This is a genomic window from Amycolatopsis sp. lyj-112 (assembly GCF_046549055.1).
Taxonomy (GTDB): domain Bacteria; phylum Actinomycetota; class Actinomycetes; order Mycobacteriales; family Pseudonocardiaceae; genus Amycolatopsis.
In genome coordinates this window covers 479,648-505,948 of sequence record NZ_JAJPWS010000003.1, presented here as the reverse complement: position 1 = coordinate 505,948, position 26,301 = coordinate 479,648, and the positions used below count along the sequence as shown (strand labels likewise).

Annotated in this window: 21 protein-coding genes and 1 tRNA gene; 21 read left to right on the top strand and 1 reads right to left on the bottom strand. The window is 66.9% G+C overall.

Translation table 11 applies throughout. The features are described 5' to 3' along the window. The first annotated feature begins 188 nt into the window (after nucleotides 1–188). The 6 genes from ACLJRL_RS14455 to ACLJRL_RS14430 all read left to right on the top strand — a co-directional run bounded on the left by ACLJRL_RS14455 (nucleotide 189) and on the right by ACLJRL_RS14430 (nucleotide 3,870). A tRNA-Trp gene (locus ACLJRL_RS14455) sits at nucleotides 189–261 on the top strand. Between the two features lie 27 nt (nucleotides 262–288). Then, nucleotides 289–738 (top strand): preprotein translocase subunit SecE, encoded by a 450-nt coding sequence (gene secE / locus ACLJRL_RS14450; protein WP_410656633.1) that lies wholly within the window; start codon nucleotides 289–291, stop codon nucleotides 736–738. Nucleotides 739–817: 79 nt separating this feature from the next. Next, nucleotides 818–1,657 (top strand): transcription termination/antitermination protein NusG, encoded by an 840-nt coding sequence (gene nusG, locus ACLJRL_RS14445; RefSeq protein ID WP_410656632.1) that lies wholly within the window; start codon nucleotides 818–820, stop codon nucleotides 1,655–1,657. 79 nt (nucleotides 1,658–1,736) lie between these two features. Then, complete coding sequence (gene rplK, locus ACLJRL_RS14440) at nucleotides 1,737–2,171, top strand: 50S ribosomal protein L11 (protein ID WP_076164368.1); 435 nt, start codon at nucleotides 1,737–1,739, stop codon at nucleotides 2,169–2,171. Between the two features lie 81 nt (nucleotides 2,172–2,252). After that, a complete protein-coding gene (rplA, locus tag ACLJRL_RS14435) occupies nucleotides 2,253–2,966 on the top strand; it encodes a 50S ribosomal protein L1 (RefSeq protein ID WP_410656631.1) in 714 nt (237 codons plus the stop codon). Between the two features lie 139 nt (nucleotides 2,967–3,105). Then, entirely contained in the window at nucleotides 3,106–3,870 is a 765-nt protein-coding gene (locus ACLJRL_RS14430; RefSeq protein ID WP_410656630.1) for an alpha/beta fold hydrolase, read from the top strand. A gap of 72 nt (nucleotides 3,871–3,942) precedes the next feature. On the opposite strand, the gene ACLJRL_RS14425 is transcribed toward ACLJRL_RS14430, so the two are convergent. Beyond that, nucleotides 3,943–4,785: a hypothetical protein gene (locus tag ACLJRL_RS14425; protein ID WP_410656629.1), complete on the bottom strand. Its 843-nt coding sequence runs from the start codon at nucleotides 4,783–4,785 to the stop codon at nucleotides 3,943–3,945. Nucleotides 4,786–5,111: 326 nt separating this feature from the next. Here ACLJRL_RS14425 and rplJ point away from each other — a divergent pair, with 326 nt between their 5' ends. The 15 genes from rplJ to ACLJRL_RS14350 all read left to right on the top strand — a co-directional run bounded on the left by rplJ (nucleotide 5,112) and on the right by ACLJRL_RS14350 (nucleotide 26,271). Continuing rightward, nucleotides 5,112–5,663 (top strand): 50S ribosomal protein L10, encoded by a 552-nt coding sequence (rplJ, locus tag ACLJRL_RS14420; RefSeq protein WP_410656628.1) that lies wholly within the window; start codon nucleotides 5,112–5,114, stop codon nucleotides 5,661–5,663. A gap of 48 nt (nucleotides 5,664–5,711) precedes the next feature. Beyond that, nucleotides 5,712–6,098, top strand: a complete 387-nt coding sequence (rplL, locus tag ACLJRL_RS14415; RefSeq protein ID WP_410656627.1) for a 50S ribosomal protein L7/L12 — start codon at nucleotides 5,712–5,714, stop codon at nucleotides 6,096–6,098. A 399-nt stretch (nucleotides 6,099–6,497) separates the two neighbouring features. Next, on the top strand, nucleotides 6,498–7,679 hold the full coding sequence (locus ACLJRL_RS14410) for an ABC transporter ATP-binding protein (RefSeq protein ID WP_410656626.1): 1,182 nt from the start codon (nucleotides 6,498–6,500) through the stop codon (nucleotides 7,677–7,679). Between the two features lie 38 nt (nucleotides 7,680–7,717). Next, nucleotides 7,718–8,470, top strand: coding sequence for an MlaE family ABC transporter permease (locus tag ACLJRL_RS14405; protein WP_101612142.1), 753 nt, complete (start codon nucleotides 7,718–7,720; stop codon nucleotides 8,468–8,470). Beyond that, nucleotides 8,470–9,306, top strand: coding sequence for an MlaE family ABC transporter permease (locus ACLJRL_RS14400; protein WP_410656625.1), 837 nt, complete (start codon nucleotides 8,470–8,472; stop codon nucleotides 9,304–9,306). Before ACLJRL_RS14405 ends, ACLJRL_RS14400 begins: the two co-directional genes overlap by 1 nt. Beyond that, nucleotides 9,303–10,646: an MCE family protein gene (locus ACLJRL_RS14395; RefSeq protein ID WP_410656624.1), complete on the top strand. Its 1,344-nt coding sequence runs from the start codon at nucleotides 9,303–9,305 to the stop codon at nucleotides 10,644–10,646. Before ACLJRL_RS14400 ends, ACLJRL_RS14395 begins: the two co-directional genes overlap by 4 nt. Continuing rightward, nucleotides 10,643–11,674, top strand: a complete 1,032-nt coding sequence (locus ACLJRL_RS14390) for an MCE family protein (RefSeq protein ID WP_410656623.1) — start codon at nucleotides 10,643–10,645, stop codon at nucleotides 11,672–11,674. Before ACLJRL_RS14395 ends, ACLJRL_RS14390 begins: the two co-directional genes overlap by 4 nt. Beyond that, nucleotides 11,671–12,657: an MCE family protein gene (locus ACLJRL_RS14385; protein WP_410656622.1), complete on the top strand. Its 987-nt coding sequence runs from the start codon at nucleotides 11,671–11,673 to the stop codon at nucleotides 12,655–12,657. The genes ACLJRL_RS14390 and ACLJRL_RS14385 overlap by 4 nt, the downstream gene beginning before the upstream one ends. Next, entirely contained in the window at nucleotides 12,654–13,832 is a 1,179-nt protein-coding gene (locus ACLJRL_RS14380) for an MCE family protein (protein WP_410656621.1), read from the top strand. Before ACLJRL_RS14385 ends, ACLJRL_RS14380 begins: the two co-directional genes overlap by 4 nt. Next, nucleotides 13,832–15,037 (top strand): MCE family protein, encoded by a 1,206-nt coding sequence (locus tag ACLJRL_RS14375; protein ID WP_410656620.1) that lies wholly within the window; start codon nucleotides 13,832–13,834, stop codon nucleotides 15,035–15,037. Before ACLJRL_RS14380 ends, ACLJRL_RS14375 begins: the two co-directional genes overlap by 1 nt. Beyond that, nucleotides 15,037–16,302, top strand: a complete 1,266-nt coding sequence (locus tag ACLJRL_RS14370) for an MlaD family protein (protein WP_410656619.1) — start codon at nucleotides 15,037–15,039, stop codon at nucleotides 16,300–16,302. The genes ACLJRL_RS14375 and ACLJRL_RS14370 overlap by 1 nt, the downstream gene beginning before the upstream one ends. Before the next feature lie 31 nt (nucleotides 16,303–16,333). Beyond that, on the top strand, nucleotides 16,334–16,855 hold the full coding sequence (locus ACLJRL_RS14365) for a hypothetical protein (protein WP_410656618.1): 522 nt from the start codon (nucleotides 16,334–16,336) through the stop codon (nucleotides 16,853–16,855). Nucleotides 16,856–16,882: 27 nt separating this feature from the next. Beyond that, nucleotides 16,883–17,941: a hypothetical protein gene (locus ACLJRL_RS14360; protein ID WP_410656617.1), complete on the top strand. Its 1,059-nt coding sequence runs from the start codon at nucleotides 16,883–16,885 to the stop codon at nucleotides 17,939–17,941. Nucleotides 17,942–18,769: 828 nt separating this feature from the next. Continuing rightward, nucleotides 18,770–22,270, top strand: a complete 3,501-nt coding sequence (locus tag ACLJRL_RS14355; protein ID WP_410656616.1) for a DNA-directed RNA polymerase subunit beta — start codon at nucleotides 18,770–18,772, stop codon at nucleotides 22,268–22,270. An 89-nt stretch (nucleotides 22,271–22,359) separates the two neighbouring features. Next, nucleotides 22,360–26,271: a DNA-directed RNA polymerase subunit beta' gene (locus ACLJRL_RS14350; RefSeq protein ID WP_410656615.1), complete on the top strand. Its 3,912-nt coding sequence runs from the start codon at nucleotides 22,360–22,362 to the stop codon at nucleotides 26,269–26,271. The last annotated feature ends 30 nt before the right edge of the window (nucleotides 26,272–26,301 follow it).

Below are 26,301 nucleotides of genomic sequence, written 5' to 3'. Positions count from 1 at the left end.
ATCATGAGGTCGGCCGCGGGGGAGTTTCCTCACGGAAGGCTGCTCCGCGCCGGTTCGAGGGGCGCGGTTGCGAAGCTGTTCGGGGGTTACCGTAGACTTCTGGTCTTGGAACGCACTACGGTCATCCCCGCCACGGCGGTGGGGATGCTGGAATGTGTCCTCGGGAGCCCCAGACAGCGGGGCTTCAAAGGGGTGTAGCTCAATTGGCAGAGCAGCGGTCTCCAAAACCGCAGGTTGCAGGTTCAAGTCCTGTCACCCCTGCGTAAGCGAACTGGTGAAGGCGGAGGAGTGGTCGTGAGCGACAGCGACGCCAACGGCGATAAGGCGCGGGACGGCGCCGGGCAGAAGCCCGAGGAGCAGTCCCGTCCCCTGACCGCCGCTGCCCGGCGTGAGCGCCGCGCGTCCGCGCGCCCATCCGGTAAAGCCGACGCGAAGTCGGACGACAAGACCCGCCCCGCCGGCAAGGCGAAGGCCGGGGACAAGACCGACAAAGCCAAGGACGCCAAAGGCACGGCGACCCCCAAGCGCGACCGCAAACCGAAGCAGGCGTCGATCTTCGCCCGCCTCATGCGGTTCGTCCGCGAGGTCTGGGCCGAGCTGCGCAAGGTCATCTGGCCGAACCGCAAGCAGATGGTCACCTACACCGCGGTGGTACTGGTCTTCGTGGTGTTCATGGTGGCGCTGGTGAGCGGCCTCGACCTGGCCTTCAAAGAGGTCGTCGGTGCCGTTTTCGGCTGAGGCAATCGTCGGCGATGTCTTGTAGCACATCGCACGCCTGCCTTACGCCACGGCAAGCGATCAACTGAGAGGACGGAACGTGACCTCCGAAAACGGCACAGCAGCCGGTCATGAGCTGACCGAGCTTTCCGACGAGCAGGTGCACGCGGCACTCGGCGACGAGCAGTCCGAGCACCTGGACTCCGTCGAGGTGCCAGCCGCAGGCGACGAGGTCGACGAATCCGGAGATGTCGCGGAGGCCGAAGAGGCTTCCGACGAGACCGAAGACGCCGCCCCCGCCGAAGAGGCCGAGGAAGAGGACGTCGACCCGGTCGCCAAGCTGCGCGCGGAACTCAACGCCGCTCCCGGCGAGTGGTACGTCGTGCACTCGTACGCGGGTTACGAGAACAAGGTGAAGACCAACCTCGAGACCCGTACGCAGACGCTGGACGTCGAGGACTACATCTTCCAGATCGAGGTCCCGACCGAAGAGGTCACCGAGATCAAGAACGGCCAGCGCAAGCTGGTGCAGCGCAAGGTGCTGCCCGGTTACATCCTGGTCCGGATGGACCTCAACGACGCCTCGTGGAGCGCGGTGCGCAACACGCCGGGCGTCACCGGGTTCGTCGGAGCCACCTCGCGTCCGTCGCCGCTGACCGTGGAAGAGGTGCTGAAGTTCCTCGCCCCCAAGGTCGAGGCCGCCGCACCCGCCAAGTCCGGCAAGGGAGACTCCTCCGCCGAGTCGCAGCTGGGCGGCCCCGCGGTCGAGGTCGACTTCGAGATCGGCGAGTCGGTCACCGTCATGGACGGCCCGTTCGCGACGCTGCCCGCGACGATCTCCGAGGTCAACGTGGACGGGCAGAAGCTGAAGGTCCTGGTGTCGATCTTCGGCCGGGAGACCCCGGTCGAGCTGTCGTTCACCCAGGTCTCCAAGATCTGACGGCCGCCAGACGGCCGGCAGTCCCCGCGTACTGGCAGGTGTGCGGGGGACTCAAAGTCAGTAAGAAGGAACAAACGAAATGCCACCCAAGAAGAAGAAGCTTGCGGCGATCATCAAGCTGCAGATCAAGGCCGGTGCGGCCAACCCCGCGCCGCCGGTCGGCCCCGCGCTGGGTCAGCACGGCGTCAACATCATGGAGTTCTGCAAGGCCTACAACGCCGCGACCGAGTCGCAGCGCGGGGACGTCGTCCCGGTCGAGATCTCCGTGTACGAAGACCGTTCGTTCGACTTCAAGCTCAAGACGCCGCCGGCCGCGAAGCTGCTGCTGAAGGCCGCGGGCGTGGAGAAGGGCTCCGGCGAGCCGCACAAGACCAAGGTCGCCAAGGTCACTTGGGACCAGGTCCGCGACATCGCGAAGACCAAGGAATCCGACCTGAACGCGCACGACGTCGACCAGGCCGCGAAGATCATCGCCGGCACCGCCCGCTCCATGGGCATCACGGTCGTCGACTGAGCTTTTTTCCAGCACCACGTGGGAGAGCCCGTGCCGGCTCAAGCACCACACTGATCCGTTTGAAGAGTTAAGGACAGAAGCATGACCAAGCACAGCAAGGCCTACCGTCAGGCCCTTGAGCTGGTGGACCGTGAGCGGCTGTACGCCCCGCTCGAGGCCGCGAAGCTGGCCAAGGAGACCTCCAAGACGAAGATGGACGCCACCGTCGAGGTCGCCATGCGCCTCGGTGTCGACCCTCGTAAGGCCGACCAGATGGTCCGCGGCACCGTGAACCTGCCGCACGGCACCGGTAAGACCGCTCGCGTCATCGTCTTCGCCGTCGGCGACAAGGCCGCCGAGGCCGAGGCCGCCGGCGCGGACGTGGTCGGCACCGACGAACTGATCGAGCGCATCCAGGGTGGCTGGCTCGACTTCGACGCCGCGATCGCGACGCCGGACCAGATGGCGAAGGTCGGGCGCATCGCCCGCATCCTCGGCCCGCGTGGCCTGATGCCGAACCCGAAGACCGGCACCGTGACCCCCGCGGTCGCGAAGGCCGTCTCGGACATCAAGGGCGGTAAGATCAACTTCCGCGTCGACAAGCAGGCCAACCTGCACTTCGTGATCGGCAAGGCGTCGTTCGACACCGAGAAGCTGGTGGAGAACTACGCGGCCGCGCTGGACGAGGTCCTCCGCGCCAAGCCGTCGTCGGCCAAGGGCCGTTACCTGCGCAAGGTCGTCGTCTCCACGACGATGGGCCCGGGTATCCCGGTCGACCCCTCCCGGACCCGCAACCTCCTCTCCGAGGAAGCGTAAGTCTGATTGTCTGTTGTGGACCTGTGTGGCTGATTTCCGCTGCCGCCCAGCTCCGCCACCGGCTCTGAGTCACACATCACTGATGAAGGGGCGGTCCCGCTACAGCGGGGCCGCCCCTTTTTCGTGTTTGCTGAAGGGCATGCCTACTTTCGCGTCGTTCGACGGGCTCCAGCTGAGCTACACCGTGTGGGAGGGCGAAGGACGTCCGGTGCTCCTGCAGCACGGATTCGCCGCCGACACGAACGCCAACTGGATCGCGCCCGGCGTCGTCTCCACCCTCCAGGTGGCGGGGCTGACCGTGATCAGCCTCGACGCGCGGGGGCACGGGCGGTCGGCGAAGCCGCATGACGAGGCGAGCTACGGCGACAACGCGATGGTCCGCGACGTCTCCGCGCTGCTCGACGAGCTGGGGCTCGACGAGGTGTCGATGGTCGGCTACTCGATGGGCGCGATGATCGCGCTCGGCGCGGTGGCCGCCGACCCGCGGATCCGGTGCCTCGCGATCGGCGGCGTCGGCTCGGGGATCGTCGACTTCGGCGGCGTGGACACGCGAGTCGTGACGCCGGAGGCGATCAGCGAGGCGCTGCTCGCTTCGGACCCTTCGACGCTGCCGCCGTCGTCGGCGCCGTTCAGGGCGCTGGCCGAGGCAGTCCGCGCGGACCGGGTCGCGCTGGCCGCCGTCGCCCGTGGGACGGCGAACCCGAAACTGGACCTGACGGCGATCGCAGTGCCGACGCTGATCCTCGCCGGCGACACCGACCCGCTGGCCGCCGAACCCGAACGCCTGGCCGCCGCCATCGCGGGCGCCCGGCTGGTCCGGATCCCCGGCGACCACATGACCGCGGTCCTGCACCCCGCCTTCGGCTCCGCCCTGACCGGCTTCCTCACCTCGCACGACCTCTGACTTGCGTTTAGCCCCCATATCGCGATCTGTCCGGCCCGGCGACCTGATCGCGATATGGGGGCGAAACGCAAGTCAGCGGGGGGTGGTGGACGGGGGCGGCGGGGGGCAGATCTTGGGGCCGGGGGCGTGCCTGGTGATCAGCCACTGGCCCTTGTCGACCTGGGTGACGGTGAACGTGCCGAGCGCGGGGCCGCCCTTGACGGCATAGGTGCACGAGTCGATGGTCAGGGTGGTCCCCTCGACCGGCACGGACGTGTAGGACGGCAGCGATTCCGCGTAGTCGTTCTTCTTGGTCACCTGGGCGTGCAGGCCCTCGACGGCGAGACGGCAATCCTCGTAGCCCAGGTCGAGGGCGAAGGTCGTCTGGATGTTCTCTTCGAACCGGCCGCACGCGTCGTCGACCCGGCCCTGCGCGACGTTGTGATAGACGAACCGGACGGCTTCGTACGGGCTCGTCGAGAAGACGTGGTTGGTGCGGTACCTGCCGCCACCCTCCGCGGCGATCTGCTCCGACGTCTTGCCTTCGTCACTCGGGAAGATCTGCCGGTAGACGATGGTGCCCGCGATGGCGATGAGCAGGATCGCGATCAGCCAGGCGACGACCTTGCCGCCCAGGCGCCGCAGCCAGCGTGGGGCGCGCGGCCGGGGCGGCTTGACGAGCTCGCCGGGAGGTGGTCCCGGAGGCGCCGGAGGTTGCCCTCCGTAGTGCTGGGTCAGGGGCTGCGCGGGCTCGGACGGCGTGAGGCCCTGCTTCTGCGCCTCGGTGAACTTCAGATAGTCCTGGAACTGCTGAAACTGCTGGAACTGGCGCAGCTGCTCCTCGTCGATCCGAGGCGCGGGCTGACCTCCCGCCTTGGGCTCGATGTCCGTGCCGGGCTCGTTGCCCGGCTTTCCGTCATCACGCTGCTCCGCCACGTCACCATGATGCCCCGCGACACCGCCGGGGAACTCCGCCGGTCGCGTTTAGCGAGCTGAACGCAACTTGGGAGGGGGTGTGTGAGGAGGTCAGAGGGGTGTCGTATTCTTATCGAGGTTCTACCGAAGACCGCTGGTCTTCTCCTGGTCATCTGGCCTGGAGAACGAAGGCCCCGCTAGGGCGGGCGACCCGCGCAGGAGGAACGAGGCTCGCCCGCGATGCTCGTCATCGTGTGCCCCGACGCCCCGCGCCTGTCTGCGCTGGGGCGTTTCGTCGTTTCAGGGCTCTCAAGGCCAGTGGCCACTAGCCAAGAGAGGAGGCGACCATGGCGAAGCCCGATAAGGAGGCGGCCGTCGCCGAGATCGCGGAGAGTTTCCGCAGCAGCTCGGCCACAGTCGTTACCCAGTACACCGGCCTCTCCGTGTCCCAGCTGTCCCAGCTGCGCCGCGCTCTCGGCACCAGTGCCAAGTACCGGGTCGCGAAGAACACCCTCGTCAAGCGTGCCGCCACGGACGCGGGCATCGAGGGCCTCGAAGACCTGTTCGTCGGCCCGACCGCCATCGCCTTTGTCGAAGGTGAAGCTGTTGACGCCGCGAAGGCGCTTCGCGACTTCGCGAAGGACAACAACGCGCTTGTGATCAAGGGCGGCTTCATGGACGGCAAGACGCTGTCCGTGGCCGAGATCAACCAGATCGCCGATCTCGACAGCCGTGAGGTCCTGCTCGCCAAGGCGGCGGGCGCGTTCAAGGCGAAGCTTTCCCAGGCCGCCGCGCTGTTCCAGGCGCCGGCGTCCCAGGTCGCTCGCCTGGCTGCCGCGCTGGAGGACAAGCAGCGCAACGCCGGTACCGAAGCAGCCGAAGCACCCGCCGAGAGCTGAACAACCCCCACCTCGAACTTTTAGTTCGTTTCAGAGAGGAAAGCCACCATGGCGAAGCTGAGCACCACCGAGCTGATCGACGCTTTCAAGGAGCTCACCCTTCTTGAGCTGTCCGATTTCGTCAAGGAGTTCGAGACCACCTTCGACGTGACCGCTGCCGCCCCGGTCGCCGTCGCCGCCGCCGGCCCGGGTGCCGCCGCTGCCGCGCCGGTCGAGGAGCAGGACGAGTTCGACGTCGTTCTCGAGTCCGCCGGCGAGAAGAAGATCCAGGTCATCAAGGTCGTCCGTGAGGTCGTCTCGGGTCTGGGCCTGAAGGAGGCCAAGGAGCTGGTCGAGGCCGCTCCCAAGGCCCTCCTGGAGAAGGTCGACAAGGAGGCCGCCGAGGCCGCCAAGGACAAGCTCGAGGCCGCGGGCGCCAAGATCACCATCAAGTGATCTCGGGCGCGTCAGCGCCTACCGCAGCATCGCCGAAGGGGCGGGCATCCATCACGGGTGCCCGCCCCTTTCGCTGTCTCCAGGCCCCCGCCCGACCTGCGTTTCGCCCCCTAATCGCGATCCGTCGGCGCCTCGACCTGGGGCGGGACGGGGAGTTGTGGATCTGCGCGCCCGAGTGACGTGCACTACGGTGCCGCTAGCGGTGCACGGGCCGGTAGCGGGCTGCGCGAAAAGTTACCCGCGGGTCTGGCCAGAAAAGAAAACTCGTGAGTAACCTGTTCGGACTCAGCTCGTTGCACCTGGTTGACGCGGGTATCGCTGCGCGGACGCGTGCGTTCTCCCGAGCCAGTGGCGCGGGACGGCAGTGCGCGACGACGCGGAACAGCTCCTGGAGGTGCGATGGGTGCCGAGGTGGTCATCGAAGGTCTGAGTAAGTCCTTCGGTAAGCAGGCCATCTGGCGGGACGTCACGCTGACCCTGCCTCCGGGCGAGGTTTCGGCGATGCTCGGTCCGTCCGGAACCGGTAAGTCCGTTTTCCTGAAGTCGATGATCGGGCTGCTCAAGCCCGACCGCGGCCGATGCATGATCAACGGCGTCGACATCGTGACGTGCTCCGAACACCAGCTTTACGAGGTGCGAAAGCTCTTCGGCGTCCTCTTCCAGGACGGTGCGCTGTTCGGCTCGATGAACCTCTACGACAACGTGGCGTTCCCCTTGCGGGAGCACACGAAGAAGTCGGAGACCGAGGTCCGCCGGATCGTGCTCGAGAAGCTCGAGATGACCGGTCTCACCGGCGCCGACAAGAAGCTGCCCGGCGAGATCTCCGGCGGTATGCGCAAGCGCGCCGGCCTCGCCCGCGCCCTGGTGCTCGACCCGCAGATCATCCTGGTCGACGAGCCGGACTCCGGTCTGGACCCGGTCCGCACCACCTATATCTCCCAGCTCTTCCTCGATGTCAACGCGCAGATCGACGCGACGTTCCTGATCGTCACGCACAACATCAACCTCGCCCGCACCGTTCCGGACAACCTGGGCATGCTGTTCCGCAAGGAACTGGTCATGTTCGGCCCGCGCGAGGTGCTGCTGACCAGCGAGGAGCCGGTCGTCAAGCAGTTCCTCAACGGCAAGATGGACGGCCCGATCGGCATGAGCGAGGAGAAGGACTCGGCTCAGCTCGCCGCCGAGCGCGCGTTGTTCGAGGCCGGTCACCACGCGGGTGGTGTCGAGGACGTCACCGGTGTGCCGCCGCAGATGCAGCCGACGCCCGGTGTGCCGACCCGGATGGGCGCGGTCCGCCGTAAGGACCGGGTCATGCAGATCCTGTCCGGTCTTCCGCACGAGGCGCAGCAGAGCATCATCGAGTCGCTCTCGCCGGAGGAGCAGCAGCGGTACGGCGTCCGCCCGGAGCGGCTCGCCACCGCCGGAGCCCGGTCGCAGCAGTCCGCGCCCGCCGACTCCGGCCCGGTGCCGAGCCACCACCAAGGCCAGTTGCCCGACGACCAGGTCGCCCACATCCCGCATCCCGGGAGAGCGGGCAACCACCGCTTGCGGCCACATGATCCGGGGTCAGGTGGCGCGTGAGTTCTCCCGCTTCATCGGCGAAGATCCCCGGAATCGGCATGCTGCGCGAGACCGGGAACCTGTTCGCCTTGGGCCTCGACATCGTTCGTGGCATCTTCCAACGCCCGTTCCAGCTGCGGGAGTTCATCCAGCAGGCCTGGTTCATCGCGAGCGTCACGATCCTGCCGACGGCGCTCGTCGCGATCCCGTTCGGCGCTGTCATCTCGTTGCAGTTCGGTTCGCTCGCCCGCCAGCTGGGCGCCCAGTCCTACACCGGCGCCGGTTCGGTGCTCGCCACCGTGCAGCAGGCCAGTCCGCTGGTCACCGCGCTGCTGGTGGCGGGCGCCGGCGGTAGCGCGGTCTGTGCCGACATCGGCGCGCGGACGATCCGTGAAGAGATCGACGCGATGGAGGTGCTCGGCGTCTCCGCGGTGCAGCGGCTGATCGTGCCGCGTGTGCTGGCGATGATGCTCGTCGCGCTCCTGCTGAACGGCATGGTCAGCGTCATCGGCGTGCTCGGCGGCTACTTCTTCAACGTCGTGCTCCAGGGCGGGACGCCGGGTGCGTACCTGGCGAGTTTCTCCGCGCTGGCACAGCTACCCGACCTTTGGGTGGGTGAGCTGAAGGCGCTGATCTTCGGCTTCATCGCCGCCGTCGTCGCCTCCTATCGGGGACTTAATCCGTCCGGCGGCCCGAAGGGCGTCGGGGACGCGGTGAACCAAGCGGTCGTCATCACGTTCCTCATGCTGTTCGTGGTGAACTTCGTGATCACGCTGATCTACCTGCAGATCGTGCCCGGAAAGCTGGACTGATGACTTTTCTCCAGGGCGCCAAGCGGGTCGCCAACCGTCCTTTGCAGACTCTGGACAACCTCGGTGACCAGATGTCCTTCTACGGCCGCGCTTTGCTGTGGACGCCGAGGACACTCCGCCGCTACACCAAAGAGGTCCTGCGGCTGCTGGCCGAGGTGAGCTTCGGTTCCGGCTCGCTCGCGGTCATCGGCGGCACGGTCGGCGTCATGGTCGGCCTGACCTTGTTCACCGGTGTCCTCGTCGGCCTGCAGGGCTATTCGGCGCTGAACTCGATCGGCACGTCGGCCTTCACCGGCTTCCTGACCGCGTTCTTCAACACCCGCGAGATCGCCCCGCTGGTCGCGGGGCTCGCCCTTTCCGCGACGGTCGGCGCCGGGTTCACCGCCCAGCTGGGCGCGATGCGGATCTCTGAGGAGATCGACGCGCTCGAGGTCATGGGCGTCCCCAGCCTGCCGTATCTGGTGACCACGCGGATCATCGCGGGGTTCGTCGCGGTCATCCCGCTGTACGTGATCGGGCTGCTGAGTTCGTATCTGGCGTCCCGCTTGGTCGTTATCTATATCTACAACCAGTCAGCGGGTACCTACGACCATTATTTCGACCTCTTCCTACCTCCACAGGATGTGCTCTATTCGTTCATCAAGGTGCTGTTGTTCAGCGTCCTGATCATCCTGTCCCATTGCTATTTCGGTTACCGGGCCACCGGTGGCCCCGCCGGTGTCGGTGTGGCGGTCGGTAAGGCGGTCCGGCTGAGCATCGTCACGGTGTCCATCATGAACTTCTTCATCGGTTTCGCGATCTGGGGAACCGACGTCACGGTGAGGATCGCAGGATGATCGCGACTGTGCGGCGCAGGCTTCTGGGCCTGCTCTTGGTCGCCGTGCTCATCGGCGGGGTGGCGCTGAGCATCGCGCTGTACCAAAGGGCGTTCACGCCCGTGGTCAAGGTGAAACTCCAGTCGAGCAGTATCGGGAACCAGCTGCTGGTGCAGTCCGACGTGAAGGTGCGCGGGCTGATCGTCGGCTCGGTGCGGGACATCGCCGCGACGCCGGACGGTGCCGAACTCACGCTCGCGCTGACCCCGGAGTCGGCGAAACTGATCCCCCAGAACGTTTCGGCGCGATTCCTGCCGAAGACGCTGTTCGGTGAGCGGTTCGTTTCCCTTGAGATCCCGGACGCCCCTTCGACGACGACGATCGCCGAGGGCGACGTCATCACGCAGGACCGCACGTCCAGCGCGGTCGAACTCGAGCAGGCGTTCTCGCATCTGATGCCGGTGCTGCAGGCGGTCCAGCCGCAGAAACTGTCGAGCACCCTTTCCGCCATTTCCACCGCGCTCAACGGCCGCGGCGACCAGCTCGGCGACACCCTGGCGAAACTGGGCACCTACGTCGGCGACCTGAACCCGCACGAGCCCAAGCTCCAGCAGAACCTCAAGGAGCTCGCGGAGTTCTCGGACAACCTCAACGCCGTCGCCCCGGATCTGGTGCAGACCTTGGACAACCTGAGCACGACCACGCGCACCGTGGTGGACCAGAAGATGAACCTGGCGAACCTCTACGGAAGCGTCACCCAGGCCTCGGTGGACCTGCAGACCTTCCTGCAGAACAACGCCGACAACCTGATCCGCCTCGCCGACACCGCCCGCCCGACGGCGGAGCTGCTGGCGAAGTACGCGCCGGAGTACCCGTGCGTGATGGGGCAGATGGCCGGGGTGCTGCCGAAGATCGACCAGGCGCTCGGCAAGGGGACCAATCGGCCCGGGCTGCACGCGACCATCGAGATCACCGTCAACCGCGGCCCGTACCTGCCGGGCAAGGACGAGCCGAAGTTCGAGGACAAGCGCGGACCGCGTTGTTACGACCTGAAGCAGTTCCCGGACCCGTTCCCGCAGGACCCGCCGGACGGCCCGATCCAGGACGGCACGACGCACAAGCCGCCGGCCCGCTCGACCAACGACGGTCTCTCGCCGTCCAACAACTTCGCCAACTACGGCGGCTACAACGGAAACGGCGGCGGCGCTCCCGCCGGTAACCCGGCTTACAGCACGTCCGAGTCCGACTTCCTCGCGCAGCTGGTCGCCCCGCAGGTCGGGATGGACGCCGCCGAGGTGCCCGGCTGGGGCTCGCTGCTCGTCGGTCCGCTCTACCGTGGGGCGGAGGTGCACGTCCAGTGAGGGGATTGCTCGCTCCGCTGATCAATCTCTGCGTGTTCGTCGTGGTGACGGTGCTGTTCACCACGATCCTCGGGATCAGCATCGCCAACATCAACACCACCAGCACCAACGCCTACAAGGCGCGGTTCACCGACGCGACCTTGGTGCTGCCCAACGACGACGTCCGCATCGCGGGGGTCCGGGTCGGGCAGGTCAAGGAGGTCCGCATCGTCGACCGGCGCCAGGCCGAGGTCGAGTTCGAAGTCGACGCCGGCCGCAAGCTGCCCGCCGGGGTGCTCGCGCAGATCAAGTTCCGGAACCTGGTCGGCCAGCGCTACGTCTCGCTCGAACAGGGCACCGACACCTCCGGCAAGACTCTGGCGCCCGGCGGCAACATCCCGCTGGAGCGGACCAAGCCGGCGCTGGACCTGACACAGCTGTTCAACGGCTTCAAGCCGCTGTTCACCGCGCTCAACCCGGACGACATCAACAAGCTGTCCTACGAGGTCATCCAGGTCCTGCAGGGTGAGGGCGGCACGATCGAAAGCCTGCTGCAGCACACCGCGTCGCTGGCCACCACGATCGCCGACAAGGACCAGGTGATCGGTGAGGTCATCGACAACCTGAACTCGGTGCTCGACACGGTCAACCAGCACACGCCGCAGCTGAACGACCTGATCGTCAAGCTGCAGCAGCTGGTCTCCGGGCTGGCCGCGGACCGCGAGCCGATCGGCGACGCCATCGAATCGCTCGGCGGCCTCGCGCAGACGACGTCCGGCCTGCTCGGCGAAGCTCGCGAGCCGCTCAAGCAGGACATCGCCGCGCTCGGCACGCTGACGAAGAACCTCAACGACAGCCAGCCGATCGTCGAGCACTTCATCCAGTTCCTGCCGCAGAAGGTGACGGCGCTGACCCGCACCGCCGACTACGGCTCCTGGTTCAACTTCTTCGCCTGTGAACTGACAGGAGCCGTCGCCCTGCCTCCGCTGATCAACGAGCCGATCAACCTGCCGCTGCTGCCGGTGAACCGGGCGAGGTGCACGGCATGAAGTCCTTCCAGAAACGCAATCCGATCCCGATCGCGCTCGTCGGTATTTCGGTGCTGCTGCTCGGTTTCCTCGCCGCGCTCAACTCCGAGGACCTGCCCGTGATCGGTGGCGGGACGACCTACAGCGCGGACTTCGCCGAGACCTCGGGCCTGCAGAAGGACAACGACGTCCGCGTCGCCGGGGTGAAGGTCGGCAAGGTCTCCGACATCGAACTCGACGGCGACAAGGTCCGGGTCTCCTTCAAAGTGAAGGACGCCTGGCTGGGCGACAAGACCAGCGCGGCGATCAAGATCAAGACCGTCCTCGGCCAGAAGTACCTCGCGCTCGACCCGCAGGGGCAGCGCAACCTCGACCCGAGCGCGACCATCCCGCGTGAGCGCACGATGTCGCCGTTCGACGTGCTCGACGCCTTCCGTGGGCTTTCGCAGACCGTCGACGACATCGACACCACGCAGCTGGCACAGAGCTTCGACGTCATCTCGCAGACCTTCGCCGACACCCCGGCCGACGTGAAGGGCGCCCTGACCGGCCTTTCGCGCCTTTCGGACACGATCGCCACGCGCGACTCGCAGCTGGCGAACCTGCTCTCCAACACGCGGCAGGTCTCGCAGACGCTGGTCGACCGCGACGCCGAGTTCCAGAAGCTCCTGTCCGACGGCAACAAGCTGCTCGGCGAGGTGTCCCGCCGCAAGGACGCGATCTCCGCGCTCCTGGACGGTTCGCGCAACCTCGCCACCCAGCTGAAGGGCCTGGTCGACGACAACGACCAGCAGCTCGACCCGGTGCTCACCCAGCTCGACCAGCTGACGTCGATGCTGCAGCGCAACCAGGACGCCCTCGGCCAGGGCATCGCCCGGTTCGCGCCGTTCATCCGGGTGTTCACGAACACGATCGGCAACGGCCGCTGGTTCGACAACTACATCTGCGGGCTGGTCCTGCCGTCGTTCGGGCCGATCAACGAGAAGGGGTGCTACGAGAAATGAGTACCCGTCTCGGACAATCGCTGACCCGCGGGTTCACCGTGGCGATCGTCCTCGCGCTCGTGGTCGCCGGCGCGCTGTGGTGGACCCTCAAGGACGCCGGCCGCAACCACCTGACCGCCTACTTCGCCGGTACCGTCGGCCTTTACGAGGGCAACAGCGTCCGCATGCTCGGCGTCGACATGGGCACCATCACCCGGATCCAGCCGATGGGCAACCAGGTCCGCGTCGAACTCGAATACGACCGCACGGTGGCGGTGCCAGCCGACGCGAAGGCGATCATCGTGTCGCCGTCGCTGGTCAGCGACCGCTACGTGCAGCTCGCCCCGGCCTACAAGGGCGGCGCGCGGATCGACGACGGCGCCGTCATCGGCCTGGACCGCACCGAGGTGCCCCTCGAAGTCGACGAACTCGCCGCCAGCCTCTCCCGGGTCAGCAAATCGCTCGGACCCAACGGCGCCAACAAGAACGGTTCGCTTTCGGACCTGCTCGACACCGCCGCGAAGAACTTCGACGGCAACGGGCAGGCACTGCACGACACGATCACCAAACTCGGCCAGGCCGCGGGAACGTTGTCGGGCAACAAGGACGACCTGTTCAAGACCGTCGAGAACCTCGGCTCCTTCTCCCAGACGCTGGTGAACAGCGACAAGCAGGTCCGCGACTTCGAGCGGCAGCTCGCCGACGTCAGCGGATTCCTCTCGGGGGAGCGGGAAAACCTCGCGGCCACGGTGAAACAGCTGTCCGACACACTCACCGCGGTGCAGGCGTTCGTCGAGAAGAACCGCGACCGGCTCAAGTCCAATGTGGACAAGCTGGCCAGTGTGACCAAGGTGCTCGTCGACCAGCGCGGCGCGCTCGCCGAGATCCTCGACGTCGCCCCGGTCGGCCTCGGGAACCTGGTCAACACCTACAACGCCTCGTCGGGCACGCTCGACGCGCGGGCCAACCTCAACGAGCTCACCCAGCCGCCGCTGGTGATGGTGTGCAACCTGCTCAAGCAGACCCCGGAGGCGCTCGACGTGCTGGGTGACGCGTGCAAGGGGATCGCCGGGCTGGTCGACGGGCTGGTGCCGCTGCCGTCGATCGCGCAGGTGATCCAGTCCTCTCAGGCGGGCCAGCTGCCGCCGCTTCCGCTGCCCATCGCGGGTCAGCTCTATGGAACGGCGGCGAAGTGATGAAGAAGAGGACTCTCGCTCTCATTGCTGCCGGAACGGTCGCCGCGCTGACCCTGAGCGGCTGCGGGTTCAGCGGGATCTACGACATCCCGCTGCCCGGTGGCGCCGAACTCGGCGACCACCCGTACACGGTCAAGGTGCAGTTCCGCGACGTGCTCGACCTGACCCCGCAGGCCGGGGTGAAGGTCAACGACGTCGCCATCGGCCGGGTCGAAGCGATCGGGCTGACCCAGGACGGCTGGAACGCCGAAGTCACCCTCCGGGTCAACGGTGCGGTGAAACTGCCGGCGAACGCGCTGGCCAACGTCAGGCAGTCGAGCCTGCTCGGTGAGAAATACGTCGAGCTGGCCGCACCCGCCGACGGACAGGGCAAGCTCGCCGACAACGCGGTGATCCCGCTGGGCCGCACGAACCGCAGCGTCGAGGTCGAGGAGCTGCTCGGCGCGCTTTCGCTGCTGCTCAACGGCGGTGGCGTGGAGCAGCTCAACACGATCACCAAGGAACTCAACAACGCCACGAGCGGCCGCGCGCCGGAACTCAAGGCGCTGCTCAACAACACCAACCAGCTGGTGACGAACCTGGACAAGCAGTCCGCGAACATCACGCGGGCACTCGACGGGCTGAACCGGCTCTCGCTCACGCTGAACGGCCAGAAGGACAAGCTGGTCGGCGCGGTCGACAACCTCGGGCCCGGCCTCGGCGTGCTCGAACAGCAGCGCGGCCAGCTGGTGACCATGCTCAACGCGCTCAACAACCTCTCCGGCGTCGCCACCGACACGGTGAACAAGAGCAAGGACGACCTCGTCGCCGACCTCAAGGCCCTGCAGCCGACGCTGCAGAAGCTCGGCGAGGCGGGTTCGGATCTGCCCAAGGCGCTGGAGATCCTGTTGACCTTCCCGTTCAGCGACGCCTCCTACGACGGCGTCAAGGGCGACTACTTCAACCTGTTCGCGAAGGTCGACCTGAATCTCAACGAGATCCTCGCGAACCTCGGCCGCAGCCGCGAAAACCCGCTCAAGGACGTCATCCCGGTGCCCGGGCTGACCGGCGGGACCGAAGGGCCGGGGGTGAATCCGCCGCTGCCGATCCCGGACAGCGTCGGCGGTGTCGCCGGTAACCAGGCGGGGGCGCCGCAGGGCGGCGGGCAACCGCAACAGACCGGACCCGCCGGAATCTTCGGGCTGCTGTCGGGAGGTGCGGGCTGATGCTGATCCGCAGGACGAAGATCCAGCTGGTCGCTTTCGTGATCATCTCCGTCGTCGCCATCGTGTACGCGCTGATCCGGTTCGCCGGCCTCGGCCAGGTCTTCGGCAACGAGGGCTACACGGTGAAGCTCGAACTCAAGCAGTCGGGCGGCATCTTCCAGAACGCCGAGGTCACCTACCGCGGCTTCAACATCGGCCGCGTCGGCGAACTGCGCCTGACCAAGACCGGGCTGGAAGCCGACCTCAACATCGCCCCGGACGCCCCGCAGGTGCCGAGCGACCTCGACGCCGTCGTCGCGAACCGGTCCGCGGTCGGCGAGCAGTTCGTCGACCTGCGGCCCCGCGGCGATGCCGGGCCTTTCCTGCGGACCGGGTCGGTCATCCCGGCCGACAAGGTCAAGACCCCGGTGCCCACCGAACAGCTCATCGGCGACCTCGACAGCCTCGCGGCGTCCGTCCCGACCGATTCGCTGCGCAAGGTCGTCGACGAGTCGTACAACGCCTTCAACGGCACCGGCCCGGACCTGCAGACGCTGCTCGACACCGCCCGCAGCTTCACCGCGACGGCGCAGGAGTACCTGCCGCAGACCGTCCAGCTGCTGGAGAAGGGCGGCCAGGTCCTCGACACGCAGAACGACATGGCGAGCTCCATGAAGTCGTTCAGCGCCGACCTCAACAAGCTGTCCGGCCAGCTCAAGAACTCCGACGCCGACATCCGGAAGCTGATCGGGATCACGCCGCAGGTCGCGACCCAGATCAGCGAGGTCCTCGCGGAATCCGGTCCGGGACTCGGCGCGCTGACCGCGAACCTGCTCACGACGTCGAACCTGCTGGTGACCCGGCTCGACGGCCTCGAGCAGGGCCTGGTGACCTACCCGGTGCTGGCCGCGGGCGCGAACAGCGTCGCCAAGGACGGCACCGCGCACCTCGGGCTCGCGCTCAACCTGTTCAACCCGCCGTCCTGCACGAAGGGCTACGTCGGGCTCGACAAGTACCGCGAAGGCACCGACACGACGGTGCGCCCGCCGAAGGACGACGCGTACTGCGCCGAGCCGAAGGGCAGCCCGATCAACGTGCGCGGCTCGCAGAACGTGCCGTACAACGGTGTTCCGCAGATCCCGTCGCAGGGCGAGGTCGCCGCGAACGCCGGCCGCTCGGCCGAGGAACTGGCGAGCCTGCGTGCGGCGCAGGGCATGCCGAGCGTCCTGCAGAGCCCGGGTGTCAGCCTGACCAGCCTCGGAGCGTTGCTGGGCCTGCCCGGCTGAGTACGAGACCGCATACCTACCCTGGAGTGTCATGAGTTCTTCCCGATCGCGGACCCTGGTCCTTGGCGCGGCGGCGTTCGCGCTCGCGGCGTTCATCGCCGCTGCGATCTTCGGTGCCCTGTGGGCGGTGGCCTCCGCCGACGACAACGCCGATCTGGCTCGCTCGCGGGACGACGTCGTCAAGGCGGGCGGCACCGCGATCAAGGCCTACACCGAGGTCGACTTCGAGAACCTCGACGAGTTCTTCAACCGGCAGAAGGCCGTCTCCGACGACAAGATGGCCGAGCAGCTGAAGCAGCTGGAGCCGACGTATCGCAAGGCGCTCGGCGACGCGAAGACCAAGGTCGCGACCACGATCCAGGACATCGCGGTCGAGGAACTCGACGACCACGAGGGCAAGGCGAGCTTCCTCGCCGCCATCACCACCCAGGTCACCCAAGGCGACAAATCGAGCTCGAAGGCGCTGCGCCTGGAGGTCTCGATGACCCGGGTCGGCGAGGAGTGGAAGCTGTCCGGGATCGACAACGTGCCCCTCGTCGCGGCCGGCCAGTAAGAGCGTCACCTAGAACGGAGTCCTGTAGTGCCCCCCTCCCGCCGCCAGCCCCCTCGCAGCACTCCGCCGGTGCGCCGCCCCCGGGTGGCCGGTCTGCGCCGGCCCGGTGCCGCCGAGTCGCCGGCCTCGTCTGTCGACTCCGTGGACTCCGTTTCCGAGGTTTCGGAGGAGACGCCTGCTCCGGTCCGGCGTCCGTCGCCGCGACCCGCGCCGCGTCCGGAGCCCGAGGTCGCCGCTGTCGAGGCCCCAGAGGCTCCTGAGGCCGACGAGATCGCCGTGGAGGAGGTTCCGGAGGCTGTTGAGGTCACCGAGGCTCCTGAGGCCACTGAAGCCACTGAAGACGCTGAGACCGCCGAAGACGCTGAGGCTCCTGAAGACGACGAGACGCCCGCGAAGCCCAGCCCGCGCGCGAAGGCTCGCGCCGCCGTCCAGGCGAAGCCGGACGACATCGAAGAGGCCGAGGCGGAGGCCGCCGGTTCTGCCTCCGATGCGGAGCCGGTGAAGACGAAGCGGCCGGTGTCCAGGCAGCTGGTGCTGGCGGGCGCGCTGGTCGTCGTCGGGTTGCTGCTGGCCGCGGCCGCGGTGCTCTTCAAGATCCAGGGCGACGACGTGTCGAACTCGACGGACAACACCGCGCTGCTGGACGTCGCGAAGACCGCGCAGGTCAAGGACCAGGTCGCGAAGGCGACCGAGGCGCTCTTCTCGTACGACTACAACAACATCGCGAAGACCGAGACCGCGGCGGGCGATCTGCTGGTCAACGACGACGTCCGGGCGAAGTACAACCTGCTGATGGGCGAGGTCAAGCGGCTCGCTCCGCAGCAGAAGATGGTCGTGACCTGCAAGGTCACCCGCAGCGCCGTCATCCGGCTGGAGGGCGACCGGGCCGACGTGATGGTGTTCGTCGACCAGAGCTCGACACGGGCCGACACGAACAAGACCACCGCCGGGAGCGCGCAGCTTCACTTGAACGCCGAGCTGCAGAGCGACAAGTGGAAGATCACGGCGATGAACACCTACGCCGCTCCGCCCACCCCCGGCGCCCCTGCCCCCTCGGCCCCCGCTTCCCCCGCCCCCAGCAAGTAGCCCGGACCTGCGTTTAGCCCCCAAATCGCGATCCGGTGCCCTCGGTCTCGACCGTCGGTGCCGCGAGCGATGACGGCCGCGATTAGTCCTCTACTTGCGTCAGACCCTCCCGCCCGTGCGCAAGCGTCGTGATCGCCGTGAGGGCCACCCTCAGGGACTCAGAGTCCCTGAGGGTGGCCCTCACGGCCTAACGCCGCCCGACTCCAGCCCGCAGGCGCCCGGACTTGCGTTTAGCCCCCAAATCGCGATCTGGGGGCCTTTCCTGTGTGCCGCATCAGACGGCTCACCGGTCACAGCGGCCACACGAGAGCGGTCCCTCGCCGGACCTGACGTCCCCGACTGGTGACTCTGCGGATCGCTCCGCCCGCCGGATCGCGATTTGGGGGCTAAACGCAGGTCGGCACCCCGAGGCCGTCACCTGCGGGTATCGGGCGGTAACCGGGATGAGCGCCGCCGTTCGTCACCCTGTGCGTGGCTTCTTCGACGCTGCGCCAACCGGCGGGACCACTGCGTGGCATCTTGACTCCGAGCCCGCCTGGGGTCACGCTTACTGCCAACGGTGAGAACCGGCGGTGCCCTTGCGGGAGGGACGGTCCGGGGAAGCCGAGGAGAGGCATACCTGAAGACGTTGCGATGCAGGCTGGGCCCCATCAGGAGCGCCCCCTGGACATACCGTGACGTTCGGGCTAGACTGCTTCTTTGCGCTGCCCTCTTTCAGGCTGCCCGGAGCCGGTAGTTAGAGTAGTGGGCACACGGCACCCTTGACAGACCGCATCAGCTGTTGCTGACACGGCTGCTCACCGCTCATTGTCCCCGGAAGGACGCATCTTGGCAGTCTCTCCCGCGAACCAGGCCACTGCTGCGACCACCTCGGCTGTATCTCGCTCGGAGTCCACGGGAATCCCGGGAGCCCCCACACGGGTCTCCTTCGCAAAGATTCGCGAGCCGCTCAGCACCCCGAACCTGCTCGACGTGCAGATCAGGTCCTTCGAATGGTTCACCGGCGACGAGGCGTGGTTCGAACGCCGCGTCGAAGAAGGTGAAGAAAACCCGGTCGGTGGCCTGGAAGAGGTCCTCAACGAGATCTCGCCGATCGAAGACTTCTCCGGATCCATGTCGCTGTCCTTCTCCGACCCGCGCTTCGACGAGGTCAAGGCCTCCGTCGAGGAGTGCAAGGACAAGGACATGACGTACGCGGCCCCGTTGTTCGTGACCGCCGAGTTCGTGAACAACAACACCGGCGAGATCAAGAGCCAGACGGTCTTCATGGGCGACTTCCCGGTGATGACCGACAAGGGCACCTTCGTCATCAACGGCACCGAGCGTGTCGTCGTGTCGCAGCTGGTCCGTTCGCCTGGCGTGTACTTCGACACCAGCGTCGACAAGACCACCGACAAGGACGTCTTCAACGTCCGCGTCATCCCGAGCCGGGGTGCCTGGCTCGAGTTCGACGTCGACAAGCGCGACACCGTCGGCGTCCGCATCGACCGCAAGCGCCGCCAGCCCGTCACCGTGCTGCTGAAGGCGCTCGGCTGGACCACCGAGGCGATCCGTGAGCGTTTCTCCTTCTCGGAGACGCTGCTCGCCACCCTCGAGAAGGACCACACCGCCGGCACCGATGAGGCGCTGCTCGACATCTACCGCAAGCTGCGCCCGGGCGAACCCCCCACCAAGGAGAGCGCGCAGACGCTGCTGGAGAACCTGTTCTTCAAGCCGAAGCGCTATGACCTGGCCAAGGTCGGCCGGTACAAGGTCAACAAGAAGCTCGCCCTCACCACGCCGTACGACACCGGGACGCTGACCGAAGAGGACATCGTCTCGACGATCGAGTACCTGGTCCGGCTGCACGCCGGCGAGGACAAGGTGACCGTCGGCGACCAGACCATCCCGGTCGAGACCGACGACATCGACCACTTCGGCAACCGTCGTCTCCGCACCGTCGGCGAGCTCATCCAGAACCAGATCCGGGTCGGTCTGTCCCGGATGGAGCGCGTCGTCCGCGAGCGGATGACCACCCAGGACGTCGAAGCGATCACGCCGCAGACCCTGATCAACATCCGTCCCGTCGTGGCGGCGATCAAGGAGTTCTTCGGTACTTCGCAGCTGTCGCAGTTCATGGACCAGAACAACCCGCTGTCGGGGCTGACGCACAAGCGTCGTCTGTCCGCCCTCGGCCCCGGTGGTCTGTCGCGTGAGCGCGCCGGCATGGAGGTCCGTGACGTTCACCCGTCGCACTACGGCCGCATGTGCCCGATCGAGACGCCGGAAGGCCCGAACATCGGCCTGATCGGCTCGCTCTGCTCGTACGCGCGGGTCAACCCGTTCGGTTTCATCGAGACCCCGTACCGCAAGGTCGTCGAGGGCCGGGTCACCGACCAGGTCGACTACCTCACCGCGGACGAGGAAGACCGTTTCGTGAAGGCGCAGGCGAACGCGCCGATCTCCGAGGACGGCACCTTCGTCGAAGACCGCGTCCTGGTCCGTAAGAAGGGCGGCGAGGTCGAGCTGATCGACCCGCTGGACGTGGACTACATGGACGTCTCGCCGCGACAGATGGTCTCGGTCGCGACGGCGATGATCCCGTTCCTCGAGCACGACGACGCGAACCGCGCGCTGATGGGCGCGAACATGCAGCGTCAGGCCGTTCCGCTGCTGCGTAACTCGGCCCCGCTGGTCGGTACCGGCATGGAGCTGCGTGCCGCGGTGGACGCCGGTGACGTGCTCATCGCCGAGCAGTCCGGTGTGGTCGAGGAGCTTTCGGCCGACCTGATCACGGTCATGCACGACGACGGCACGCGGAAGAGCTACGGACTGTACAAGTTCCGCCGCTCCAACCACGGCACCTGCTTCAACCACCGCCCGATCGTGAACGAGGGCGACAGGGTTGAAAAGGGTCAGGTCATCGCCGACGGCCCGTCCACCGAGAACGGTGAGATGGCGCTCGGCAAGAACCTGCTCGTCGCGGTCATGCCGTGGGAGGGCCACAACTACGAGGACGCGATCATCCTCTCCGAGCGCCTGGTGCAGGACGACGTGCTGACGTCGATCCACATCGAGGAGCACGAGATCGACGCCCGCGACACCAAGCTGGGCGCCGAGGAGATCACCCGGGACATCCCGAACGTCTCCGAAGAAGTGCTAGCGGACCTGGACGAACGAGGCATCATCCGCATCGGTGCCGAGGTCCGCGACGGCGACATCCTCGTCGGCAAGGTCACGCCCAAGGGCGAGACCGAACTGACGCCGGAAGAGCGCCTGCTCCGCGCGATCTTCGGTGAGAAGGCCCGCGAAGTCCGCGACACCTCGCTGAAGGTGCCGCACGGCGAGACCGGCAAGGTCATCGGCATCCGCGTGTTCTCGCGCGAGGACGACGACGAGCTGCCCCCGGGCGTCAACGAACTGGTCCGCGTCTACGTGGCCCAGAAGCGGAAGATCCAGCCGGGCGACAAGCTCGCCGGCCGCCACGGGAACAAGGGTGTCATCGGCAAGATCCTCCCCGCCGAGGACATGCCGTTCATGGAGGACGGCACGCCCGTCGACATCATCCTGAACACCCACGGTGTCCCGCGTCGTATGAACATCGGTCAGGTCCTGGAGCTTCACCTGGGCTGGCTGGCGTCGCAGGGCTGGAAGATCGAGGGCAACCCGGACTGGGCGAAGAACCTCAACGAGGAGCTCTACGACGTCGAGCCCGGCACGAACACCTCCACCCCGGTGTTCGACGGCGCCAAGGAAGAGGAGCTCACCGGGCTGCTCGGCGCGACCAAGCCGAACCGCGACGGCGAGCGCATGGTCAAGCAGAACGGCAAGGCCACGCTGCTGGACGGCCGCTCCGGCGAGCCGTACCCGTACCCGGTCGCCGTCGGCTACATGTACATCCTGAAGCTGCACCACCTTGTCGACGACAAGATCCACGCCCGGTCCACCGGTCCGTACTCGATGATCACGCAGCAGCCGCTGGGTGGTAAGGCGCAGTTCGGTGGCCAGCGCTTCGGTGAGATGGAGTGCTGGGCGATGCAGGCCTACGGCGCGGCTTACACGCTGCAGGAACTGCTGACGATCAAGTCGGACGACGTGGTCGGCCGCGTGAAGGTGTACGAGGCGATCGTCAAGGGGGAGAACATCCCCGAGCCGGGTATCCCCGAGTCGTTCAAGGTGCTCCTGAAGGAGCTCCAGTCGCTCTGCCTCAACGTCGAGGTGCTATCCAGCGATGGCGCCGCGATCGAGATGCGCGACTCCGACGACGAGGACCTCGAGCGCGCCGCGGCGAACCTCGGCATCAACCTGTCCCGCAACGAGTCGCCCTCGGTGGACGACGTCGTGCACTGACGGCCGGCTGAGGCGGGGCCTGCCTCCCGTGGGTCCCGCCTCGACCGCCAACCCCTCTAGTCGAATCAACCCCAAGGGGATGCAAAGACGTGCTGGACGTCAATTTCTTCGATGAGCTCCGGATCGGCCTTGCCACCGCTGACGACATCCGTCAGTGGTCCTTCGGTGAAGTGAAGAAGCCGGAGACCATCAACTACCGCACGCTCAAGCCCGAGAAGGACGGCCTCTTCTGCGAGAAGATCTTCGGCCCGACCCGGGACTGGGAGTGCTACTGCGGTAAGTACAAGCGCGTCCGCTTCAAGGGCATCATCTGCGAGCGCTGTGGCGTCGAGGTCACCCGCGCCAAGGTGCGCCGTGAGCGGATGGGCCACATCGAGCTGGCCGCGCCCGTCACCCACATCTGGTACTTCAAGGGTGTTCCCTCCCGCCTGGGTTATCTGCTCGACCTGGCGCCGAAGGACCTCGAGAAGATCATCTACTTCGCGGCCTACGTGATCACCGGTGTGAACACCGAGCTGCGGCACACCGACCTCCCGACCCTCGAGAACGAGATCGGTGTCGAGCGCAAGAACCTCGAGACCAAGCGTGACTCGGACATCGAGACCCGGGCGCAGAAGCTGGAAGCCGACCTGGCCGAGCTGGAGGCGGAGGGCGCCAAGTCCGACGTCCGCCGCAAGGTCAAGGAAGGCGGCGAGCGCGAGATGCGTCAGCTGCGTGACCGCGCCGGTCGCGAGCTGGACCGTCTCGAGGAGGTCTGGACGACCTTCACCAAGCTCGACGTCCGTCAGCTGATCGCCGACGAGCTGCTCTACCGCGAGCTCATCGACCGCTACGGCGAGTACTTCACCGGCGGCATGGGCGCGGAGGCCATCCAGAAGCTGGCCGCCGAGTTCGATGTCTCGGCCGAGGCCGACCACCTGCGCGACACCATCCGCAACGGCAAGGGGCAGAAGAAGCTCCGCGCGCTGAAGCGGCTCAAGGTCGTCGCGGCCTTCCAGATGACCGGAAACGACCCGCGCGGCATGGTGCTCGACGCCGTCCCGGTGATCCCGCCGGACCTGCGCCCGATGGTCCAGCTCGACGGTGGCCGGTTCGCCACCTCCGACCTGAACGACCTCTACCGCCGGGTCATCAACCGCAACAACCGGTTGAAGCGGCTCATCGACCTCGGCGCGCCCGAGATCATCGTCAACAACGAGAAGCGGATGCTGCAGGAGGCCGTCGACGCGCTGTTCGACAACGGCCGCCGCGGCCGCCCGGTCACCGGTCCCGGTAACCGCCCGCTGAAGTCGCTGTCCGACCTGCTCAAGGGCAAGCAGGGCCGGTTCCGTCAGAACCTGCTCGGCAAGCGTGTCGACTACTCCGGCCGTTCGGTCATCATCGTCGGCCCGCAGCTGAAGCTGCACCAGTGCGGTCTGCCGAAGGACATGGCGCTCGAGCTGTTCAAGCCGTTCGTCATGAAGCGGCTGGTCGACCTGAACCACGCGCAGAACATCAAGTCCGCCAAGCGGATGGTGGAGCGTTCACGCCCGCAGGTGTGGGACGTGCTCGAAGAGGTCATCACCGGTCACCCGGTGATGCTGAACCGTGCGCCGACCCTGCACCGCCTCGGTATCCAGGCCTTCGAGCCGCAGCTGGTCGAAGGCAAGGCCATCCAGCTGCACCCGCTGGTCTGCGAGGCGTTCAACGCGGACTTCGACGGTGACCAGATGGCCGTGCACCTCCCGCTGTCCGCGGAGGCGCAGGCCGAGGCCCGCATCCTGATGCTGTCGGCGAACAACATCCTTTCGCCGGCGTCGGGCCGCCCGCTCGCCATGCCGCGTCTGGACATGGTGACCGGTCTGTTCCACCTGACCCGTCTCGCCGAGAAGGACCCGGGGGCGGGCAACGCCTACTCCTCGCCGGCCGAAGCGATCATGGCGTACGACCTCAAGGCGCTGAGCCTGCACGCTCCGGTCAAGATCCGCATCACCGATCGTCAGCCCGCCAAGGCCGACGAAGCGAGGCTCGCGGAAAAGGGCTGGGAGCCGGGCAAGGCTTGGCTGGCCGAGACCACCCTGGGCCGCGTGCTGTTCAACGAGCTGCTGCCGGCGGACTACCCGTTCATCAACGAGCCGATGCCGAAGAAGCGTCAGGCCCTGATCGTGAACGACCTCGCCGAGCGGTACTCGATGACGCAGGTCGCGCAGACCCTGGACCGCCTGAAGGACGCCGGTTTCTACTGGGCGACCCGCTCGGGTGTCACGGTCGCGATCTCCGACGTGCTGGTCCCGACAGGCAAGAAGGCCATTCTGGACGAGTACGAAGGCAAGGCCGACCAGGTCGAGAAGCGGTACCAGCGTGGTCAGCTGTCGCACACCGAGCGCAACAACGAGCTCGTCAAGGTGTGGACGCAGGCCACCGAAGAGGTCCACAAGATCATGGAGACGGCGCTGCCGGACGACAACCCGATCGCGATGATCGTGAAGTCGGGCGCGGCGGGCAACATGACGCAGGTCCGGTCGCTGGCCGGTATGCGTGGGCTGGTGTCGAACCCGAAGGGTGAGTACATCCCGCGTCCGATCAAGGCCAACTTCCGTGAAGGCCTGTCGGTGGCGGAGTACTTCATCGCGACGCACGGTGCCCGTAAGGGTCTGGCGGACACGGCGCTCCGTACCGCCGACTCGGGTTACCTGACCCGTCGTCTGGTGGACGTTTCGCAGGACGTCATCGTCCGCGAGACCAACTGTGGCACCACCCGCGGTATCAACATGCCGATCGGGCAGGACGTCGGCGACGGCAAGGTCCTGCGCGACCAGCACGTCGAGACCAGCGTGTACGCGCGGAACCTGGCGACCGACGCGGTCGACGCCAAGGGCAACGTCGTGCTCAACGCCGGTGACGACATCGGCGACCCGGCCCTGGACAAGCTCGTCTCGAGCGGGATCGTCAAGGTCAAGGTCCGTTCGGTCCTCACCTGTGAGTCGGCCGTCGGTATCTGCGCCACCTGCTACGGCCGGTCCATGGCGACCGGTCAGCTCGTCGACGTCGGCGAGGCCGTCGGTATCGTCGCGGCCCAGTCGATCGGTGAGCCGGGTACGCAGCTGACGATGCGTACGTTCCACCAGGGTGGTGTCGCCGGTGACGACATCACGACCGGTCTGCCCCGTGTCCAGGAGCTGTTCGAGGCCCGGGTCCCGAAGGGCAAGGCGCCGATCGCCGACGTCGATGGCCGGGTGCGCATCGAGGAGAGCGAGCGGTTCTGGAAGATCACGCTGATCCCGGACGACGGCAGCGAAGAGATCGTCTTCGACAAGCTGTCCAAGCGTCAGCGGCTCGCGAACACCCCGAACGGCCCGCTGGGCGACGGCGACCACGTGTCGGTCGGCCAGCAGCTGCTCGAAGGTACTCCCGACCCGCACGAGGTTCTGCGGGTCATGGGGCCGCGCGAGGCGCAGATGCACCTCGTGGACGAGGTCCAGAAGGTGTACCGGGCGCAGGGTGTGTCGATCCACGACAAGCACATCGAGGTCATCGTGCGGCAGATGCTGCGCCGCGTGACGATCATCGACTCCGGTGCCACGGACTTCCTGCCGGGCGAGCTGCCCGAGCGGACCAAGTTCGAGGCGAAGAACCGCGCGTCGGTCGCCGAGGGTGGCGAGCCCGCTTCGGGTCGCCCGGTGCTGATGGGGATCACGAAGGCCTCGCTGACCACGGACTCGTGGCTGTCGGCGGCTTCGTTCCAGGAGACCACGCGTGTCCTGACCGACGCGGCCATCAACGGCCGTTCGGACAGGCTCGTGGGCCTCAAGGAGAACGTGATCATCGGTAAGCTGATCCCGGCCGGTACCGGGATCAACAAGTACCGCAACATCCAGGTGCAGCCGACCGAAGAGGCGCGGGTCGCCGCTTACGCGATCCCGTCCTACGACGACGGCTACTACACCCCGGACGTCTTCGGCTCCACGCCGGGCGCCGCGGTGCCGCTGGACGACTACGACTTCGGCCGCGACTTCCGCTGACCGAAGCGAAATCCACGAGAAGGGCCCTCG